This window comes from Sandaracinobacteroides sp. A072 (assembly GCF_052616365.1).
This window is the reverse complement of sequence record NZ_JBQXGU010000001.1, coordinates 1,040,768-1,058,884: the sequence shown is the minus strand read 5'-3', so window position 1 is coordinate 1,058,884 and position 18,117 is coordinate 1,040,768. Positions and strand designations below refer to the sequence as shown.

The 18,117-nt window shown below is 66.3% G+C and carries 17 protein-coding genes; 8 read left to right on the top strand and 9 right to left on the bottom strand.

Annotation, left to right across the window (positions count from 1 at the left end):
• Positions 1-46 precede the first annotated feature (46 nt).
• From ACUJ46_RS05160 to secB, 9 genes are all read right to left on the bottom strand, one after another.
• Complete coding sequence (locus ACUJ46_RS05160) at positions 47-1,147, bottom strand: DegT/DnrJ/EryC1/StrS family aminotransferase (RefSeq protein WP_445389351.1); 1,101 nt, start codon at positions 1,145-1,147, stop codon at positions 47-49.
• Positions 1,148-1,166: 19 nt separating this feature from the next.
• Positions 1,167-1,649 (bottom strand): acyltransferase, encoded by a 483-nt coding sequence (locus tag ACUJ46_RS05155; RefSeq protein ID WP_445389350.1) that lies wholly within the window; start codon positions 1,647-1,649, stop codon positions 1,167-1,169.
• The gene (locus ACUJ46_RS05150; protein ID WP_445389349.1) at positions 1,646-2,710 is read right to left on the bottom strand and encodes a Gfo/Idh/MocA family protein; all 1,065 of its coding nucleotides are present in this window, start codon (positions 2,708-2,710) and stop codon (positions 1,646-1,648) included. The genes ACUJ46_RS05155 and ACUJ46_RS05150 overlap by 4 nt, the downstream gene beginning before the upstream one ends.
• Positions 2,711-2,848: 138 nt before the next feature.
• Positions 2,849-5,917 (bottom strand): bifunctional proline dehydrogenase/L-glutamate gamma-semialdehyde dehydrogenase PutA, encoded by a 3,069-nt coding sequence (putA, locus tag ACUJ46_RS05145; RefSeq protein ID WP_445389348.1) that lies wholly within the window; start codon positions 5,915-5,917, stop codon positions 2,849-2,851.
• Positions 5,918-6,082: 165 nt separating this feature from the next.
• Positions 6,083-6,256 carry a Flp family type IVb pilin gene (locus ACUJ46_RS05140; RefSeq protein WP_445389347.1) on the bottom strand — a complete coding sequence of 58 codons (174 nt, stop codon included), beginning with the start codon at positions 6,254-6,256 and terminating at the stop codon, positions 6,083-6,085.
• Positions 6,257-6,356: 100 nt separating this feature from the next.
• Positions 6,357-7,247 carry a P1 family peptidase gene (locus tag ACUJ46_RS05135; protein WP_445389346.1) on the bottom strand — a complete coding sequence of 297 codons (891 nt, stop codon included), beginning with the start codon at positions 7,245-7,247 and terminating at the stop codon, positions 6,357-6,359.
• Entirely contained in the window at positions 7,247-8,251 is a 1,005-nt protein-coding gene (gene trpS / locus ACUJ46_RS05130; protein ID WP_445389345.1) for a tryptophan--tRNA ligase, read from the bottom strand. The genes ACUJ46_RS05135 and trpS overlap by 1 nt, the downstream gene beginning before the upstream one ends.
• A 1-nt stretch (position 8,252) precedes the next feature.
• Positions 8,253-9,821, bottom strand: a complete 1,569-nt coding sequence (murJ, locus tag ACUJ46_RS05125; protein ID WP_445389344.1) for a murein biosynthesis integral membrane protein MurJ — start codon at positions 9,819-9,821, stop codon at positions 8,253-8,255.
• A gap of 52 nt (positions 9,822-9,873) precedes the next feature.
• Entirely contained in the window at positions 9,874-10,377 is a 504-nt protein-coding gene (gene secB, locus ACUJ46_RS05120; RefSeq protein ID WP_445389343.1) for a protein-export chaperone SecB, read from the bottom strand.
• A gap of 251 nt (positions 10,378-10,628) precedes the next feature.
• Between secB and ACUJ46_RS05115 the strand changes: the two genes are divergently transcribed.
• From ACUJ46_RS05115 to ACUJ46_RS05080, 8 genes are all read left to right on the top strand, one after another.
• On the top strand, positions 10,629-11,297 hold the full coding sequence (locus ACUJ46_RS05115; RefSeq protein WP_445389342.1) for a Tim44/TimA family putative adaptor protein: 669 nt from the start codon (positions 10,629-10,631) through the stop codon (positions 11,295-11,297).
• Positions 11,294-12,478 carry a murein transglycosylase A gene (mltA, locus tag ACUJ46_RS05110; protein WP_445389341.1) on the top strand — a complete coding sequence of 395 codons (1,185 nt, stop codon included), beginning with the start codon at positions 11,294-11,296 and terminating at the stop codon, positions 12,476-12,478. The genes ACUJ46_RS05115 and mltA overlap by 4 nt, the downstream gene beginning before the upstream one ends.
• Entirely contained in the window at positions 12,475-13,098 is a 624-nt protein-coding gene (locus ACUJ46_RS05105) for a Smr/MutS family protein (RefSeq protein WP_445389340.1), read from the top strand. Before mltA ends, ACUJ46_RS05105 begins: the two co-directional genes overlap by 4 nt.
• Before the next feature lie 287 nt (positions 13,099-13,385).
• On the top strand, positions 13,386-13,940 hold the full coding sequence (locus ACUJ46_RS05100; protein WP_445389542.1) for a F0F1 ATP synthase subunit delta: 555 nt from the start codon (positions 13,386-13,388) through the stop codon (positions 13,938-13,940).
• Positions 13,941-13,943: 3 nt separating this feature from the next.
• Positions 13,944-15,473, top strand: a complete 1,530-nt coding sequence (gene atpA / locus ACUJ46_RS05095) for a F0F1 ATP synthase subunit alpha (protein ID WP_445389339.1) — start codon at positions 13,944-13,946, stop codon at positions 15,471-15,473.
• 10 nt (positions 15,474-15,483) lie between these two features.
• Positions 15,484-16,362 carry a F0F1 ATP synthase subunit gamma gene (locus tag ACUJ46_RS05090; RefSeq protein ID WP_445389338.1) on the top strand — a complete coding sequence of 293 codons (879 nt, stop codon included), beginning with the start codon at positions 15,484-15,486 and terminating at the stop codon, positions 16,360-16,362.
• Between the two features lie 15 nt (positions 16,363-16,377).
• The gene (atpD, locus tag ACUJ46_RS05085; RefSeq protein WP_445389337.1) at positions 16,378-17,829 is read left to right on the top strand and encodes a F0F1 ATP synthase subunit beta; all 1,452 of its coding nucleotides are present in this window, start codon (positions 16,378-16,380) and stop codon (positions 17,827-17,829) included.
• 4 nt (positions 17,830-17,833) lie between these two features.
• A complete protein-coding gene (locus tag ACUJ46_RS05080; RefSeq protein WP_445389336.1) occupies positions 17,834-18,106 on the top strand; it encodes an ATP synthase F1 subunit epsilon in 273 nt (90 codons plus the stop codon).
• The last annotated feature ends 11 nt before the right edge of the window (positions 18,107-18,117 follow it).

Here is an 18,117-nt window from a genome sequence, read left to right as displayed (position 1 = left end):
TTGCCTGCCCTGCCCCGCCCCACGCAGTGCCGGGCGGCAAGGCATGTCAGCCATGAGAGGCTATTGCAGCCACAACCCGGTCCATCTGGCTGTCGGTCATTTCCGCGAAGATCGGAAGTGACAGGATCCGGGACTGGTTCGCATGCGCCACCGGAAAATCCTCGGGCTTGTGCGCAAAGCGCGCATAGGCCGGCAGGAAAGGCAGGGCTACCGGATAGTTGATCACGGTCTGCACGCCTTTGGCTTCCAGATGCGCCTTCAAAGCATCGCGCTGCTCGCTGCGCACTACGAACAGGTGCCACACATGCTCCCGGTCGGGCATTACCTGTGGCAGGCGCAGCCCTGAAAGGTGCGCCAGCTTCTCAAGATAAGTAGCGGCCAGCCGCTGACGGGCGCGGGTCCAATCTGGCAAGTGGCGAAGCTTGACGGACAGGATCGCCGCCTGCAGCCCGTCGAGCCTGCTGTTGATGCCCTCGATCCGGTGATCGCCCTTGCGAAGGCCGCCATGCCGGGCGAACATCGCCATGCGTTCTGCAAGCGCCGTATCGGCCGTGACAATCGCGCCGGCATCGCCCATCGCCCCGAGATTCTTGCCCGGATAGAAGGAAAAGGTGGCCGCAGCCCCGAATGTGCCGACCTGCCGGCCCTTGTAGCGTGCAAGGTGCGCCTGCGCGCAATCCTCGATGACCCACAGATTATGCCGGCTGGCGATCTCCATGATCGGGTCCATATCGGCTGGCTGGCCATAGAGATGGACCGGAATGATCCCGACCGTGCGCGGCGTGATTTTGGCGGCGATCTGGTCAGGGTCGATGGTGAAGCTGTCCGGCAGCGTATCGACGAAAACGGGGACGGCGCCTGCCTGGCTGATGGTTTCCGATGTGGAAATCCAGCTGTGCGCAGTCGTGATGACTTCGTCGCCCGGCTTCACGCCAAGCGCATGCATGGCGATGTAAAGCGCGTCAGTGCCGTTCCCGCAGGAAACGCAGTGCGGGCGATCGACGGCAGCGGCAAACTCTTCCTCGAAGCGCTCGACATGCGGGCCGCGGATGTAGGCGGAACTGGCAATGACATCGGCGATGGCAGCGTCGATATCGCCCTTGATCGAAAGATATTGTGCGTGAAGATCTGCGAAAGGAACAGTCACGGTCATCCCCTGAATGCGGTCAGCCGGCAGCCGGCTCGAGAGAGCGGATCAGCCTGGCGGGATTGCCGGCATAGATGCCGGGCTTGTCAATCGAACGCGTGACCACGGCACCGGCCCCGATCACGACATCGTCACAAATGCTGACAGGCAGGATGGTGGCATTGCTGCCGATGGAAACACGGTTCCCGATCCGGGTTTCCTCCCACAGTTCCTTGCGGCCGCGGGCCGGCCCGCCTGTTGCGAAACGGTCGTTCACGAACATCACGCCATGGGCGATCATGCAATCCTCGCCGATGGCCACGAGCTCGCAGATGAAGCTGTGGGACTGGATGCGGGTGCGGGCACCAACGACAACGCCGCGCTGGATTTCCGTGAAGGGGCCGACGAAGCAATTGTCGCCGAGTTTGCAGCCATAGACATTGGCTGGCTCCACGATCACGACACCCGAACCGAAATGGACATCGCGGATGCCTGCCACCCGCAACTCGGGCGCGTTGGTCACGCCGGGCGCTCCCCCAGCCGGCAAAGCTTGGGCTGGAACCTCAGGTCGACATCCCGGCCTGTCTCGATCGATTCATAGATCGCCGATATCAGTTCCAGGCTCTTGCGGCCCTCCAGCCCGTCAACGAGGGCGGCCCTGTCATTCCTGAGGCAATCGAGCACATGCTCGTAATAGGCCTGATGCCCAAAGCCATAGACGTTTGGCGGATTGGTGGAAAAACGCTCCATCACTTCCGAATCCCCCGGCTCTTCGGAAGCGAACTGCCAAGTCTGCATCCGGTTGACGGCAAAGCCACCGATCACGACGGCGCCGTCGCTTCCAAGAACGGACAGCGAGCCCTCGAGATCCTTGGGGCGCGCGGCGTTCGTTGCCTCGATTATGCCCAGCGCGCCATTACGGAACCTGAGCGTCGCAACCGCCGTGTCTTCCGCCTCGATATCGACAAGGGCCGTGATGCCGCGTGCATGCACGCTTTCGACCGGCCCCATGAACCATTCCAGAAGATCGATGTGATGGCTGGCCTGATTGGACAGAACGCCGCCATCCTGTGCCCAGGTTCCGCGCCAGCTGTCCTGATCGTAATAGGATTGCGGCCGGCACCAGCGCACGCGCACGGTGCCCATCACCAGCTTGCCGAAACGCCCGGCATCCAGTGCCTCGCGCGCCTTCAGCACCGGCACGTTGAAGCGGTTCTGCTTCACTACGAAAAGCTTGACCTTGGCCCGGTCGCAGGCCTCGATCATGGCGTCGGCATCCTCGAGCCTGAGCGCCATGGGCTTTTCCACCACGACATGCTTCCCGGCGCCTGCGGCGGCGATCGCATGCTCGGCATGCATGCCGCTGGGCGTGAGGACAGAAACCGCATCGACATCGGAATGGGCAAACATGTCGTTCATGTCGAGGAAGTGGGGAACGCCATATTTTTCACCGAAGGCGGCTGCCCGTTCAGGCTTCACATCGCAGACCGCCACAAGCCGCGCACCGGGGATCTGCCCGCTGGACAGGACATCGGCATGGCGGCTCGCAATCCGCCCACATCCCAGAAGGGCAAATCCAATCATCTTGAAACATTGCTCCTGATAAACGGCAGTCGACCCCCGGAACGTATCACGGACTTCTCCATACCAGATTCCGGCAGGTCACATGACGCCGCCAGAAAGGACTGGCAAGCCCCCTAACTAACGTTCTAGCGAACGGAATTAACCATCCAGCGACAGAAGGCTCGCATTGCCGCCGCTCGATGTCGTGTCAATGCTGACAGCGCGTTCGGTGGCGAAACGGGGCAGATAATGGGGGCCGCCGGCCTTGGGGCCGGTGCCGGAAAGGCCTTCGCCGCCGAAGGGCTGGGCGCCGACGACCGCGCCGATCATGGCGCGGTTCACATAAAGGTTGCCCACCCGCGCCGTGCGCCTGACAATCTCCGCGGCGCCCGCGATCCGGCTGTGCAGGCCCATGGTCAGGCCATAACCATTTGCATTGATGCGCCGCACCAGCGTCTCCAGCTCCCCGCTTTTCCAGGTCGCGACATGAAGGATCGGGCCAAACCACTCCTCGCCCAGTTCCTCCGGCGCATCCAGCCTTATCAGGGTTGGCGGCACGAACCAGCCGTCTTCCGGCACATCCAGCTGGTGGATGATGCGCGCGGCCTGGCTGCCCGCATAGCCCATCAGCCTGTCACGCGCCTCCCGGTCGATCACCGGGCCGATGTCCGTTCTGCGGTCGAGGGGATCACCGATCACGAGGCAGTCCATCGCGCCCTTCAGCATGTCGAGGATGGCGGGCGCGACCTCCTCCTGCAGCATCAGCAACCGCAGCGCCGAGCAGCGCTGACCGGCGGAACGGAAAGCCGAAGTGATGACATCGGCCACCACCTGCTCGGGCAGGGCCGTGGTGTCGACGATCATGGCGTTCACGCCGCCGGTCTCGGCGATCAGCGGCACGAGGGGGCGCGTTTCATCCGCCAGCAGGCTGCGGGCGATCCGTCGCGCCGTGCGGGTCGAGCCAGTGAAGGCGACGCCCGCCGTCCGCCTGTCGGCGGTGAGCGCTGCGCCCACTTCGCCACCCCCGGGAAGATACTGCAGCACATCCGCCGGGATCCCGGCCGCATGGGCATGGCGGATCGCGCGCATGGCAATCAGCGGGGTCTGCGGCGCCGGCTTGGCGATGACGGCATTGCCAGCAACAAGGGCGGCCACCGACTGGCCTAGGAAGATCGCCAGCGGAAAGTTCCAGGGGGCGATGGTCACGAAGACGCCACGGCCGGCAAGTTCGAGGCTGTTTGCCTCACCGGTCGGCCCCGGCAAGGCCATTGGGGCGAACAGACGCCGCGCCTCGACGGCATAATAGCGGCAGAAATCCACGGCCTCGCGCAGGTCGGCGACGGCATCGGCCAGTGTCTTGCCGGCCTCTGCCTGCAACAGGGCGAGGAAGGGCGTCTGGTCGGCCTCCAGCCTGTCGGCGAGCCGTTCGAGGGCAGCTGCCCTGTCGGCGACGGGGGTCGCGGCCCAGCCCGGGGCGGCTTCCACCGCGATCGCAAGGGCGCGCTCCACATCGGCGGGGCCGGCTTCCACCACATGCCCGATTTCGCGTGTGGGGTGGGCCGGCATGAACAGCGGGCGCGCCACGCCTTCGACCAGCCTGCCCCCGATTAGGGGCGCTGCCGCATGGCGTTCCGTGAGGCTCGCGTGAACATCCGCTTCCAGCCTGTCCAGTTGCTCCGGGTCAGCAAGATCAAGACCGGAAGAGTTGCGGCGACCGGGAAAGATATGGACCGGCAGCGGAATGGAGGGATGCGGCGCGCAGGCGGTGACCGCAACCTTCTCGACCGGATCGGCGAGCAGTTCCTCCTCGCCGATGCTGCTGTCCGCCAGCTGGTGCACGAAGCTGCTGTTGGCGCCATTCTCCAGCAGGCGGCGGACAAGATAGGCCAAGAGGTCGCGGTGGCCGCCGACGGGCGCATAGAGGCGGCAGCTGTAGCCCTCCTCGCGCACCATTCGCTCGTAAAGGCCGGCGCCCATGCCGTGCAGGCGCTGGAATTCGAAATCGCGCGAACCGCCGGCCATTTCGGCGATGGTCGCCACTGTCAGCGCATTGTGGCTGGCAAACGCCGGGCGGATATTGGGCGCATCGAGCATGGCGCGGGCGCAGGCAAGGTAGGAGACATCGGTGGCCGCCTTGCGGGTGAAGAGCGGATAGCCCTGAAGCCCCTGTTCCTGCGCGCGCTTGATCTCGCTATCCCAATAGGCGCCCTTCACCAGCCTGACCTGCAGGCGGCGGCCGCTCTCCTCGCCCAGCGCCTGCGCCCAGTCGATCAGGGGGCGGGCGCGCTTGCCATAGGCCTGAGCAGCCATGCCAAGCCCGTCCCAGCCGCGCGTCGCTTCATCCCGGGCCAGTGCCGCGATGATGTCGAGCGACATGAGAAGGCGGTCCTGTTCTTCCGCGTCGATGGTGAAGCCGACGCCCAGCTCCGCCGCACGGCGGGCCATGGGCAGCAGGCAGTCCACCAGAAAGGGCACGGCCTCGGCGGCCTGGGCCGTTTCGTAACGGGGGTGCAGGGCGGACAGCTTAACCGATATGCTGTGCCCGCGCCTGTTGCCGCCCCGGCCGACGGCCTCGAGGGCGGCTGCATAGGCATCCAGATAGCGCCGCGCATCCGTCCTTGTGCGCGCGGCTTCGCCCAGCATGTCGAAGCTTGCCGAAAAATCGCGATAATCCCTGTCGTCGGCGCGCTTCAGGGCTTCATCGATGGTGCGGCCCATCACGAAGATCTGCGCCATCAGCCGCATGGCGGCCCCCACCGCACGGCGAACGAAGGGCTCGCCGGCCCGGCCAAGCAGCCGCCGCAGCGCCCCGCCCTCTTCCTTTACCAGCGCCCGCGTGACGACAAGGCCCCAGGTCGCCGAATTGACCAGCGTCGATTCGGACTGCCCCGCGAAACGTTCCCAGTCGGTCTCGCCCAGCTTGTCCCGGATCAGCAGGTCGGCCGTCTCGCTGTCGGGCACGCGAAGGAAGGCTTCCGCAAGGCTCAGCAGCGCCTTGCCCTCATCCGTATTGAGCCGGTATTGCTGCATGAAGCGGTTGACCCAGCCCTCCATGTCGGCAGCGCGGATCTCGGCCAGCAGACCCGACGCGCGGGCCACGGCCGCTGCGCGGGCATCATCCGGCACGCGGGCCTCTTCCAGCAGCGGGGCAAGCACATCCGGTTCCGGTGCGCGGTGAAAGGTGCGCATCCGGGTCAGCGGATCAGCGGATATCTGGGTGTGGGCCATGGTATCGCCTGCTCCCGGAATGAGGCCGGAGAGGAAACTGGACCAGCTATTGGCCCCTGGTCAAGCTGGAGGGCGGCCAAGCGGGGCGGTCGAATTCGAAAAGGTGAGCGGCACGCCCCGGCGCTCTGGCAGGGTCATGCGCGGGCGATCAGGCAGCCGCCGCGCTCAGCGGCTGGCGATGATCGCGAAAACCATTGCCAGCATGTCGTACACATAGGGCGCCATGCCCGCGACAGACACGGCGACAAAGGCCGCGAGCAGGCCATATTCGGTGGCTGTGGCGCCGCTGCAGTCCCGGCCTAGCCGCTTCAGGATTGGCAGGACAGTCCTTGCACCCATGGCGTCTTCTCCCCGGGGCGCAAGGTAGCGCCCCCGTCAGATAACGGCGCGATAGCCGGATCATTCAGCGCCGGATTGCAAGGATGCTGGCGGGCTGGCCTCAGCCGCCGGAGACGGCGCGCAGAACGGCCTGTGCCACGCAATCGGCTGCCCGGGTGCCGAGTTCGGCCAGCAGCAGAGGGTCGACCATGGCGGGTGTGTCTTCGTGCAGGCCCATCACGAACAGGCTGTCACCATCGAAGGGCGTGTGGATGGGGCGGATGGTGCGCGCCAGACCATCATGCGCCATCATCGCGATGCGCCTGGCCGCCACGCGGTTGATGGCCACATCCGTCGCGATCGCGCCAATGCAGGTGCTGGCGCCCGCAAGCTTGCGGCCGGTGTCGCGCTTGGGCATGGGCACCGGCCCCGAAAGCGGCGGACCGCCGGGCACGACTTCGCCGAAACTGTTGACCGCGACGAGCGCCGCGACCGTGCCGCCATCATCGAGCCTGGCCGTGGCGAAACCGACCCCACCTGCCCTGCTTCCCGCGCGCGCGCCATGGCCGGCACCGACAGGCCCTTCCGCGACCTCCGGCCCCAGTGCGGCATAGGCGGCGCGCGCCAGCGCCCGATAGGGCGGCTCGCCGCCGCCGGCGCGCGCCCAGCCCTTGTCTCCGCCATTGACGAGATCGAAGAGGATGGCGGCGGGCACCACGGGCACGCTCAGCGCACTCGCTCCCTCGCCCATGGGAAGCCCATGCCCCGCGCGCGCCAGCAGCAGCGCCAGTTCATCGGCGGCGGCGAGGCCGAAGACGCTGCCGCCGGCAAGCACAAGGCCATGCACGCGCTCGACCAGATTGGACGGGTCGAGCGCATCCGTTTCCCGCGTCCCGGGGCCGCCGCCGCGCACATCCGCCGCCATGATGACGGGCCTTTCGGGCACCAGCACGGTCACGCCCGTCCTTGATTCGGGGCAATGGGCGTGCCCGACCGAAAGGCCCGCAATCATCAGGCGAAGAAGCCGACGGCTTTGCGCACGTCGCGCATGGTTTCGCGGGCCGTTTCGCGCGCCCGCTCGGCGCCTTCGGCCAGCGCGCGGTCGATCAGTTCGGGGCTGGCCAGCAGATCGCGGAAACGCTGATTCATCGGTGCGAGATGCGCCACCACCACATCGGCCAGCGCCGGCTTGAACTGGCCGAAGCCGTGCCCGCCGAAGCGGCCGAGAACCGCGTCCACGCTTTCGCCCGAAAGCGTCGCGTAGATCTCGACGAGGTTGCGCGCCTCAGGCCTGCCTTCCAGCCCGGCAGCCGTTTCGGGCAGCGGCTCCGGGTCGGTCTTCGCCCGCTTCAGCTTGTTGCGGATCTCGTCCTCGCTGTCGGTCAGGTTGATGCGGCTCTGGTCCGACGGGTCCGATTTCGACATCTTGGCGCCGCCGTCGCGCAGGCTGCGCACGCGCGGGCTGGATGGCGGGATCGTCGGTTCGGGCAGCGGGAACAGCTCGACGCCATAATCCGTGTTGAACTTGGTGGCGATGTCGCGGGCCAGTTCCAGATGCTGCTTCTGGTCGTCGCCCACGGGCACATGGCTTGCCCTGTAGAGCAGCACATCGGCTGCCTGCAGGACAGGATAGGTATAAAGGCCGACCGAGGCGCCCTCCCGGTCCTTGCCGGATTTTTCCTTGAACTGCGTCATCCGGTTCAGCCAGCCGATCCGCGCCGTGCAGCCCAGCACCCAGGCAAGCTCGGCATGCTCCGGCACGCGGGCCTGGTTGAAGAGGATGGAGCGCGCCGGATCGATTCCGGCAGCCATGAGGGCGGCCGCGATCTCGCGGGTGTTCTGCCGCAGTTCAGCCGGTTCCTGCCGGAGCGTGATGGCATGAAGGTCGGCGATGAAGAACCAGGCCTGATCGCCCGCGTTCAGCGCATCCTGCATCAGCACCCAGTTGCGGATGGCCCCCAGGTAATTGCCCAGGTGCAGGCTGCCCGTCGGCTGGATTCCGGATACGATGCGCATGTCATTTGCCTCTGCGAACTGCATTGATAAGCTGGCGCGGATTATAGGCCCCCAGAAGGAAGCCGGCGCCGAAATAGACGATGATGCCCCCGCCGATCAGCCCGGCAAGCGTGGCTGCCCTTTCAAGGCTGCTGCCGGCCGCCCAACCCATCACATGGCCCGACGCAAGGGCGAGTGCTGCCGCCATCAGGGCGCCGGCGGCTGCCATGCGCGGCACCGCGCGCCTGAGGGCGGCATCGGCGCTGTAATCGCCCCGGCGGCGAAGGAAAAGCCACAGGAGGCCGACGTTGAGCCATGCCGAAAGCGCCGTTGCCAGCGCGATGCCCACATGCTGGAACCACCAGATGAGGGTGAGGTTGCCGACCAGGTTGGCGGCTATGGCGACAAGCGCGATGCGCATCGGCGTGCGGGTATCGCCGCGCGCATGGAAGCCCGGTGTCAGCACCTTGATGAGAACATAGGCGGGCAGCCCCAGCGCAAAGGCCTGCAGCGCAGTATAGGTGCCGATGCTGTCATCCCGGCCGAATTCCCCATGCTGGAGAAGCGCCGTGATGATCGGCTCTGCGGCGGCCACCAGCGCGAAGGCCGCCGGCAGCGACAGCAGCAGCACGAATTCGATGGCGCGGTTCTGCTGGTGGATGGCGGCCCCCGCGTTCCCGGCCCCCAGAAGCCGGGACATGGTGGGCAGGAGCGCCACGCCCATGCCGACCCCGATCATCCCCAGCGGCAACTGGTTCAGCCGGTCGGCATAGTAGATGAACGAGACCGAACCCTGCGGCAGCAGCCGTGCCGCAATCATCGTGGACACCAGCAGGTTCACCTGTGTCGCCCCGGCCCCAAGCGCGCCCGGCCCGATCCGCCCGAGCAGCGTGCGGACTTCAGGGGTCATGCGCGGCCAGCGCAGGCGTGGCAGCATTCCGGCCTTGTGGCACCCCCGCGCCAGCCACAGAAGCTGGAGCACGCCGGCAATCGAAACGGCAATCGCCAGCGCCCGCGCCGTTTCCAGCGCAGTGTCGCCGCTGAAGAACAGAAGTGCGGCAATCAGCGCGATATTGAGCAGGATGGGCGCCGCCGCATTCACCCAGAAACGGCCCACCGCATTCAGCAGCCCGCCCAGCAGGGCAACGAGCGAAATGAGCGTGAGATAGGGAAAGGTAAGCCGCGTCAGTTCGGTCGTCAGCGCAAGCTTGGCCGGGTCGCGATCCTCGAACCCACCGGTCATCACCATCACGATCGGTCCGGCGGCCAGCATGAAAAGCGCTGAAAAGAGGATGAGCACGGGAACGAGGAAGGCCAGCGCCTGTTCGGCGAAATCCATGGCCGTCGCTTTCTCGCCGCCCCTCCCGTCTTTCCCCAACCGGGAAGAGACCATCGGCACGAACGCGGCCGCAAACGCCCCCTCGGCAAAGAGGGAGCGAAAGAGATTGGGCAACCGGAAGGCAACCAGAAAGGCGTCGGATGCGAACCCCGCGCCCAGATAGCGCGCCATCAGCAGGTCGCGGGTGAAACCCGCGAACCGCGACAGAAGGGTGAAGCCCCCGACAGTGGTGGCGGCGCGAATCAGCGACATGGATAAGGATCAGCCGCCAGCAGCTGGATCGGGCGTTAATTCAGACGCTGGTTCAGGCGTTGCCCATGGGCTGCTCGCCCTCGCCCTGGCGCGCATCGAGCTGCTGCAGATAGAGGCCGCCGAAGTCGATCGGCTCCAGCATCAGCGGCGGGAAGCCCCCATCGCGCACGGCGTCGGCGATCACCCTGCGGGCGAAGGGGAAGAGGATGCGCGGCGCTTCCACGATGAGGAACGGCTCGATCGCTTCCTGCGGCGCGCCGGCGAGACGGAACAGGCCAGCGTACAGCAGCTCCACCTGGAAGGCGATGCGATCATCCTGGCCACGGGCGGTGGCGTCGATCTTGAGTTCGACTTCGTACATGTCCTGCCCGCCGGAGCGCGCGTTGACATTGACGTTCACCTCGATCTTCGGCTGCCCCTGCATCTGCAGCGAAGCCGGCGCATTCGGGTTCTCGAAGGAAAGATCCTTCACATATTGGGCGAGAATGCCGGCCTGGGGCGCAAGATCGGCGCCATTGGCAAGCGCTTCGGCTGCTTCCTGGGAAATCTCGTTCATAATCTCTCTCGTCTGCTCGGGAAGCGCCGCCCGCGCGGGCGGCCTTCATGCCCCACATGATCGGCTGAAGCGGCTAGCAGGCGCGGCCAGCAGCCGCAAGCACGGCCTTGCGCCCCGGCCCGCAACGCCTATCTGGAACAGCACGGTTGCATATGTCACCCCGGCACCCGTAAACCGGCAACAGGGCCTTCACGGCCCATGGGGCATGAAGGCCGGCACAGGGGGTGCCAGCGGAAATGAGGCAGCGGATCATGCAGAGCGGTTGGGTCGAAATCTTCTTTCTGGCGATGCTTGCCGGGTTCATCGGCCTGCGCCTCTATCATGTCCTCGGGCGGCGCACCGGTCCGGACAAGCCGGTCAGTGATCGCCTGCGCCCCGTTGGCACCGATGTCGCCCCGGCAGCGGGCCGCCCCCAGCGCGAGCCCGAAGCCCCCATCGTGATCGACCTTCCGGCCGACATCGCGCCCGAAGTGCGCCCCGGGCTCGAAGCCATCGCCCGCGCCGATGGCGGTTTTTCGCCCGAACGCTTCCTGGCCGGGGCGCAGGGCGCCTATGCCATGGTGCTCGAATCCTTCTGGAAGGGCGAAGCCGACAGCCTGCGCGAGCTTGTTTCCGATGAAATGCTCGCCAATTTCCGCGCCGCCATCGAGATGCGCCGCGAATCTGGCGAAACGCTCGACAACCGCCTGCTCCAGGTCGACAACAGCCGCATCGTCAGCGCCGCGATGAACGGCACCATGGCCGAAATCACCGTATTGTTCGATGCCGAGATCGTGAGCGTCACCCGCGATGCCGAAGGCCGCGTGATCGCGGGCGACCCGGCCAGCACCGTGCAGACCCACGACCTCTGGACCTTCAGCCGCCACACCGCCTCGCCGGATCCGGCGTGGATTCTCGTGGCGACCGACGAAGAAGCGTGAAACCCGACAGGCGGCGCCACCTGCCGCATCGGCGCTGGCATCTTCCGCTTCTGGCGGCGCTTGCCCTTGCCTCCTGCGCCGCGCCCGAGCGCCCTGCCCCCGAAGCCGCGCGCCTGGTGCCCGAAGCGCCGCCGAAGCCTGTCGCGCGGTTGCTGCCCCCGGATGAAGCGCCCGCGATCCTGGCCGATGCCAGGGCACTCGAAGCATTCCGCCGGGCCTGCCCGCGCCTTTCGAGGCGTGTGGATGCCTCCGGCCTGACCCGGCCGGAAGACTGGGCCGCCGCCTGCGCCGACGGGGAAAGCAACCCAGCGGCCTTTTTCGCACGGCATTTCCGCGCTGTTCGCCTCAATGATGGCCGGGGCCTCGCGACCGGCTATTTCGAGCCGGAAATCCCCGCCCATGACCGCGCCGTCGAAGGCGCGGCCCCCATTCTTGCCCGGCCGCCGGAACTGGTGGACATCAGGCTGGCGGATTGGGGGATCGAGGGCGGAACGCTGCGCGGCGTGGTAAAGAGGAACCGGATCCTCCGCGCGCCAGACAGGGCCGCCATCGAGCGGGGCGCCCTTGCCGGGCGCGGGCTGGAACTGGCTTGGGCCGCCAGCCCCGTGGACCTCTTCTTCCTGCAGATACAGGGATCGGGCCGGCTGCGCATGGCTGACGGCTCGGTCATGCGAATCGGCTATGATGGCCAAAACGGCCATGCCTATGTGCCGATCGGACGACTGCTGCGGGAAAGAGGCCAGCTCGAAAAAGCCGGCATGGCCGAAATCCGCGCCTGGATCGCCGCCAACCCCGAGGGTGGCGCGGCGCTGATGCGGGAAAATCCCAGCTACATCTTCTTCCGCCGCCTGCCGGACACGCTGGATGGCCCGATCGGTGCGCTTGGCGTGCCGCTACTGGCCGAAGCCAATGCCGCCGCCGATCCCGCCACCCTGCCGCTTGGCACACCGGTCTGGCTTGAAACGATGGTCGAGGGGCAGCCCTTCCGCCGCCTGCTCGTGGTTGCCGACACGGGCGGCGCCATAAAGGGGCCCAATCGCTTCGACATCTTCTTCGGCCCGGGCGAAGCAGCCGGGCGCAAGGCCGGCGCACTCGCCGCCCCCCTGCAGGCAACGCTGATGCTGCCCATGGCCGCCGCCGCCCGGCTGGCTTCGCCGCCAGAGCCAAGACCAGAACCATGATCAGGCGCCTCGGGGCCGAGGAGGAAGCCCTCTGGGCCCGCGTGACGGCCACGGTTCGCCCGCTTCACCCGGCGCGCCCGGCGCCGGAAAGGCCGGCCGGCGCGGAACCGGCCCCTCCCCTTGCGCCACGCCGCAGCGCCGGCCCGACCCTTATGGGTCATGGAAAAGGCAGCGCCCTGCCGCCGGCACAGCCTGCCACAAGGCCACGGACCGGATCGCTTCCCGCAAGGGAAGAGCTTCAGGGCGAAAACCTCGACGGCGCGTGGGACAGGCGGCTTTCCAGCGGCCGTGTCCACCCCGAAATGGTCATCGATCTGCACGGCATGAACCGCGAGGCAGCGCGGCATCTTCTCTACAGGCGGGTGCATGATGCCGAGATGCGTGGCCTCAGGGTCATCCTCGTGATCACCGGCAAGGGTCACCAACCCGGCCCCGCCGCCGCCGATCTCATGCCGGGCCTTGGCGGCCAGGGGGCAATGCGCGGCGCGATACGGGCCGACCTGCCACGCTGGATAGGCGAGGAAGGGCTTTCGACGCGCATCGCCGCCATCCGCCGCGCCCATCCCCGCCATGGCGGCGCGGGCGCTGCCTATCTGATCCTGAAGCGCAGGCGCGCCTGATGCACGGGCAGTCAGCAACAAGGCCCTGATCCGGCAATTTCAGCGCAGCAGGAACTGCATGAAAGCCATGTGCCAGGCGCGAGGACCAGCCCGCTTGCACCACCATGGGGGCCATGCTAGGGCGCACGCCCAAGCGGCGGGGGCCAACCCTTTGGTCCCGGCCGGCTACCTGTTTCATGCCTGGGCGCCCGTTTTCCGCTGGTGCTCACATGGGCTCGGACCATCCGCCTGCCGGTAATATGGTGTCAGGCGGGCAGAAGATGAGGCTGCTGGTGGATTTGACGAACATGCGCGTTTCGGTTGCTGCGGCTGGCCTGCCCGGTCGCTATGCGGCCGCCCTGTTCGATCTGGCGCAATCGGCGAATGCGCTCGATGCGACTGCATCTGACATGGCGACCCTGAAGGCAGCCCTTGCCGAATCAGCTGATTTCCGTGCGCTGGTCGGTGCGCCGCAGCTTGGACGTGATACAGCCCGCAAGGCGGTCACTGCTGTTGCCGGGCTTCTTGGCCTTGGCGATCTTGGCCGCAATTTCCTCGGCGTGCTCGCCGGCAATGGCCGCCTGTCGGCCCTTCCCGCCATCATCCGCCAGTTCGAATCCATGCTGAACGCCCATCGCGGCAGCGCCACGGCAGAGGTCATCAGCGCCCATCCGCTAACGGCCGCCCAGACGGCCGAGCTTGAGGCGAAACTGAAGGCGCGCACTGGCAGCGCCATGTCGGTCGACCTCACGGTCGACCCTTCCATTCTGGGCGGGCTCATCGTCCGCATCGGTTCCGAACAGATCGACAGCAGCGTCAAGACCCGCCTCGAGCGGCTGGGTCAGCAAATGAAAGGCCAATAAGAGATGGACATCCGCGCCGCGGAAATCTCCCGCGTTATCCGCGACCAGATCGCCAGCTTCGGCACCGAGGCGGAAGTTTCGGAAGTCGGTCAGGTCCTTTCGGTCGGTGACGGTATCGCCCGCGTCCATGGCCTGGACAAGGTGCAGGCTGGTGAAATGGTCGAATTTCCCGGCGGCATCAAGGGGATGGCCCTCAACCTCGAGGCCGACAACGTCGGGATCGTGATCTTTGGCTCCGACACCACCATCAAGGAAGGCGACACGGTCAAGCGTACGGGAACCATCGTCGACGTTCCCGTCGGCCGCGGCCTGCTGGGCCGCGTGGTCGATGCGCTCGGCAACCCGATCGACGGCAAGGGCCCGATCGAAGCCGCCGAGCGTCGCCGCGTCGAAGTGAAGGCGCCCGGCATCATCCCGCGCAAGTCAGTGCACGAGCCGATGCAGACCGGCCTGAAGGCGCTCGACGCCCTCGTCCCCGTCGGCCGTGGCCAGCGTGAGCTCATCATCGGCGACCGCCAGACCGGCAAGACCGCCGTCGCGCTCGACACCTTCATCAACCAGAAGGCCGTCAACGCCTCGGGCGATGAATCCAGGAAGCTCTACTGCATCTATGTCGCCGTGGGCCAGAAGCGCTCGACCGTCGCCCAGATCGTCCGTGCGCTCGAAGAAAACGGCGCCATGGAATATTCGATCGTGGTCGCCGCAACCGCTTCCGAGCCGGCGCCGCTGCAGTTCCTTGCGCCCTACACGGGCTGCACCATGGGCGAATTCTTCCGTGACAACGGCATGCATGCCGTCATCGTCTATGACGATCTGTCGAAGCAGGCCGTGGCCTATCGCCAGATGTCGCTGCTGCTGCGCCGTCCGCCGGGCCGCGAAGCCTATCCGGGCGACGTCTTCTACCTGCACAGCCGCCTGCTCGAGCGCGCCGCGAAGATGAACGACGACAATGGCGCCGGCTCGCTGACCGCCCTTCCCGTCATCGAAACGCAGGGCGGGGACGTGTCGGCCTATATCCCGACCAACGTCATCTCCATCACCGACGGCCAGATCTTCCTGGAAAGCGCGCTGTTCTACCAGGGCATCCGTCCGGCCATCAACGTCGGTCTTTCGGTCAGCCGCGTCGGCTCCGCGGCCCAGACCAAGGCGATGAAGAAGGTCGCCGGCTCGATCAAGCTCGAGCTTGCCCAGTATCGCGAAATGGCGGCCTTCGCCCAGTTCGGCTCTGACCTCGACGCTTCGACGCAGAAGCTGCTGGCGCGCGGCGAGCGCCTGACGGAACTGCTGAAGCAGCCGCAGTATCAGCCGATGCCTTTCGAGGAACAGGTCATCTCGATCTTCGCCGGCGTGAACGGCTTCCTTGATACCATCCCGACTTCGGCCGTTGGCCGCTTCGAGGCGGGCCTGCTGGCGGACATCAAGGCCAATCACCCTGCAATCCTCACCGACATTCGCGAGACCAAGGACCTGTCCGACAAGACTCGTGACGCGCTGAAGGATGCCATCGCCGCCTTCGCCAAGACCTTCGCATAAGGGTTAGACCATGCCTTCGCTGAAGGATCTGAAGGTCCGCATCGACTCGGTGAAATCCACGCAGAAGATCACCAAGGCGATGAAGATGGTGGCAGCCGCCAAGCTGCGCCGGGCACAGGAGCGGGCCGAACAGGGCCGCCCCTATGCCCAGCGCATGGACGCCGTAATCGCCAGCCTCGCGACCAAGGTGAAGCCGGGTCCGCAGACCTCGCCCCTGCTTGCCGGCACCGGACGCGATCAGGTGCACATGCTGGTTGTCGCCACCGCAGAGCGCGGGCTCTGCGGCGGCTTCAACACCAACATCGTGCGTGCGGCCCGCCGCCGGGCTGATGAACTTGTCGCCCAGGGCAAGACGGTGAAGCTCTACCTGATCGGCCGCAAGGGCCGCGCGGTCCTTATCCGCACACACCGGTCCGCCATCGTCGAATCTGTCGACCTGAGCGGTCACAAGCAGGTCGGCTTCGACGTTGCGCAAGGCATCGCTGCCGATCTGATCGCCCGGTTCGATGCCGGCGAATTCGATATCGCCACCCTCTTCTATTCGCAGTTCCGCTCCGCCCTGGTGCAGGAGCCGACGGCGCAGCAGATCATCCCGGTGAAGATTCCCGAAGTTCCGGCAGCAACCACCGCCGGCGCCGTGGTGGAATATGAACCGGACGAGGAAGCAATCCTTGTCGACCTGCTGCCTCGCAACGTGGCGGTCCAGCTCTACCGGGCGCTTCTCGAGAATGCTGCATCCGAACAGGGCGCGCGCATGACCGCGATGGACAACGCCACACGCAACGCCGGGGACATGATCACCCGCCTGACCCTGACCTACAACCGCACCCGTCAGGCCGCGATCACCAAGGAACTCATCGAAATCATTTCGGGCGCCGAAGCGCTCTAACCGACAGGAAGACCCATGGCCACGCAACCCACCACCAACAACATCGGCCGGATCACCCAGGTGATCGGCGCCGTCGTCGACGTCGCCTTCGAGGACAGCCTGCCTGAGATCCTGACCGCGCTCGAAACGCAGGTCGAGAGCCGCCGCCTCGTGCTCGAGGTTGCCCAGCACCTCGGCGAGAACACCGTCCGCACCATTGCCATGGACTCGACCGACGGTCTCGTCCGCGGACAGGAAGTGGTCGACACCGGTTCCCAGATCCGCGTTCCGGTCGGCCCCAAGACCCTTGGCCGCATCATGAACGTGGTGGGCGAGCCGATCGACGAACGCGGCCCCATCGGCGCTGCCCAGACATCGCCGATCCACGCCCCTGCCCCGGAATTCGTCGACCAGTCGACCGAATCCTCCATCCTTGTCACGGGCATCAAGGTCGTCGACCTGCTCGCCCCCTATGCACGGGGTGGCAAGATCGGCCTGTTCGGCGGCGCCGGCGTCGGCAAGACCGTGCTCATCCAGGAACTCATCAACAACATCGCCAAGGGTCACGGCGGCTATTCCGTGTTCGCCGGCGTCGGCGAGCGGACCCGTGAAGGCAATGACCTCTATCACGAATTCCTCGACGCAGGCGTCATCGCCAAGGACGCCGATGGCAATGCCATTCCGGAAGGCTCCAAGGTTGCCCTCGTCTTCGGCCAGATGAACGAGCCGCCGGGAGCCCGTGCCCGCGTCGCGCTTTCGGGCCTCACCATCGCCGAATATTTCCGCGACGTCGAAGGCCAGGACGTGCTCTTCTTCGTGGACAACATCTTCCGCTTCACCCAGGCAGGCTCGGAAGTGTCCGCCCTTCTTGGCCGCATTCCTTCGGCCGTGGGCTATCAGCCGACTCTCGCCACCGACATGGGCGCGCTTCAGGAACGCATCACCACCACGACCAAGGGCTCCATCACCTCGGTCCAGGCCATCTACGTTCCCGCCGACGACCTTACCGATCCGGCGCCGGCCACCTCCTTCGCCCACCTCGATGCCACCACCGTGCTGTCGCGCCAGATCGCCGAGCTCGGCATCTACCCTGCCGTGGACCCGCTGGATTCGACCAGCCGCGTTCTCGAGCCGCGCACCGTCGGCCAGGAGCATTATGACACCGCCCGCGCCGTCCAGTCGGTGCTGCAGAAGTACAAGTCGCTCCAGGACATCATCGCCATCCTCGGGATGGATGAACTGTCCGAAGAGGACAAGCTGGTCGTCGCCCGCGCGCGGAAGATCCAGCGTTTCCTGTCGCAGCCCTTCCATGTGGCCGAAGTGTTCACCGGCACGCCCGGCGTGTTCGTCCAGCTCGAAGACACCATCAAGGGCTTCAAGGCCATTGTGAACGGCGACTACGACCACCTGCCGGAAGCCGCCTTCTACATGGTCGGCACCATCGAGGAAGCCGTCGCCAAGGCCCAGAAGCTGGCGGAAGCGGCCTGATCCGATGGCTGACCTTCACTTCGAGCTCGTGAGCCCGGAAAAGCTCATCCGGTCCGGCAGCGTCCACATGGTGGTCGTGCCGGGTTCGGAAGGCGATTTCGGTGTGCTCGCGGGTCATGCCCCGATGATGAGCACCATCCGCCCGGGTGAAATCGCCATCTATGCGACCGCTGGCGCCACGCCGGAACGCGTCCGCATCGAAGGCGGCTTTGCCGAGGTCAATGAAAAGGGGCTCACCATCCTCGCGGAAAAGGCCGAGCCGATCACGACGCACTGATGCCAGCCCGG

What these genes read in the sequence shown, in the direction of transcription:
- atpD (WP_445389337.1), top strand. Translation starts at nt 16,378, where the DNA reads ATGGCCACGCAACCCACCACCAACAACATCGGCCGGATCACCCAGGTG.
- ACUJ46_RS05080 (WP_445389336.1), top strand. Translation starts at nt 17,834, where the DNA reads ATGGCTGACCTTCACTTCGAGCTCGTGAGCCCGGAAAAGCTCATCCGG.
- secB (WP_445389343.1), bottom strand. Translation starts at nt 10,377, where the DNA reads ATGAACGAGATTTCCCAGGAAGCAGCCGAAGCGCTTGCCAATGGCGCC.
- murJ (WP_445389344.1), bottom strand. Translation starts at nt 9,821, where the DNA reads ATGTCGCTGATTCGCGCCGCCACCACTGTCGGGGGCTTCACCCTTCTG.
- ACUJ46_RS05140 (WP_445389347.1), bottom strand. Translation starts at nt 6,256, where the DNA reads ATGGGTGCAAGGACTGTCCTGCCAATCCTGAAGCGGCTAGGCCGGGAC.
- ACUJ46_RS05135 (WP_445389346.1), bottom strand. Translation starts at nt 7,247, where the DNA reads ATGATTGCGGGCCTTTCGGTCGGGCACGCCCATTGCCCCGAATCAAGG.
- ACUJ46_RS05100 (WP_445389542.1), top strand. Translation starts at nt 13,386, where the DNA reads ATGCGCGTTTCGGTTGCTGCGGCTGGCCTGCCCGGTCGCTATGCGGCC.
- ACUJ46_RS05115 (WP_445389342.1), top strand. Translation starts at nt 10,629, where the DNA reads ATGCAGAGCGGTTGGGTCGAAATCTTCTTTCTGGCGATGCTTGCCGGG.
- putA (WP_445389348.1), bottom strand. Translation starts at nt 5,917, where the DNA reads ATGGCCCACACCCAGATATCCGCTGATCCGCTGACCCGGATGCGCACC.
- atpA (WP_445389339.1), top strand. Translation starts at nt 13,944, where the DNA reads ATGGACATCCGCGCCGCGGAAATCTCCCGCGTTATCCGCGACCAGATC.
- trpS (WP_445389345.1), bottom strand. Translation starts at nt 8,251, where the DNA reads ATGCGCATCGTATCCGGAATCCAGCCGACGGGCAGCCTGCACCTGGGC.
- ACUJ46_RS05105 (WP_445389340.1), top strand. Translation starts at nt 12,475, where the DNA reads ATGATCAGGCGCCTCGGGGCCGAGGAGGAAGCCCTCTGGGCCCGCGTG.
- ACUJ46_RS05150 (WP_445389349.1), bottom strand. Translation starts at nt 2,710, where the DNA reads ATGATTGGATTTGCCCTTCTGGGATGTGGGCGGATTGCGAGCCGCCAT.
- ACUJ46_RS05090 (WP_445389338.1), top strand. Translation starts at nt 15,484, where the DNA reads ATGCCTTCGCTGAAGGATCTGAAGGTCCGCATCGACTCGGTGAAATCC.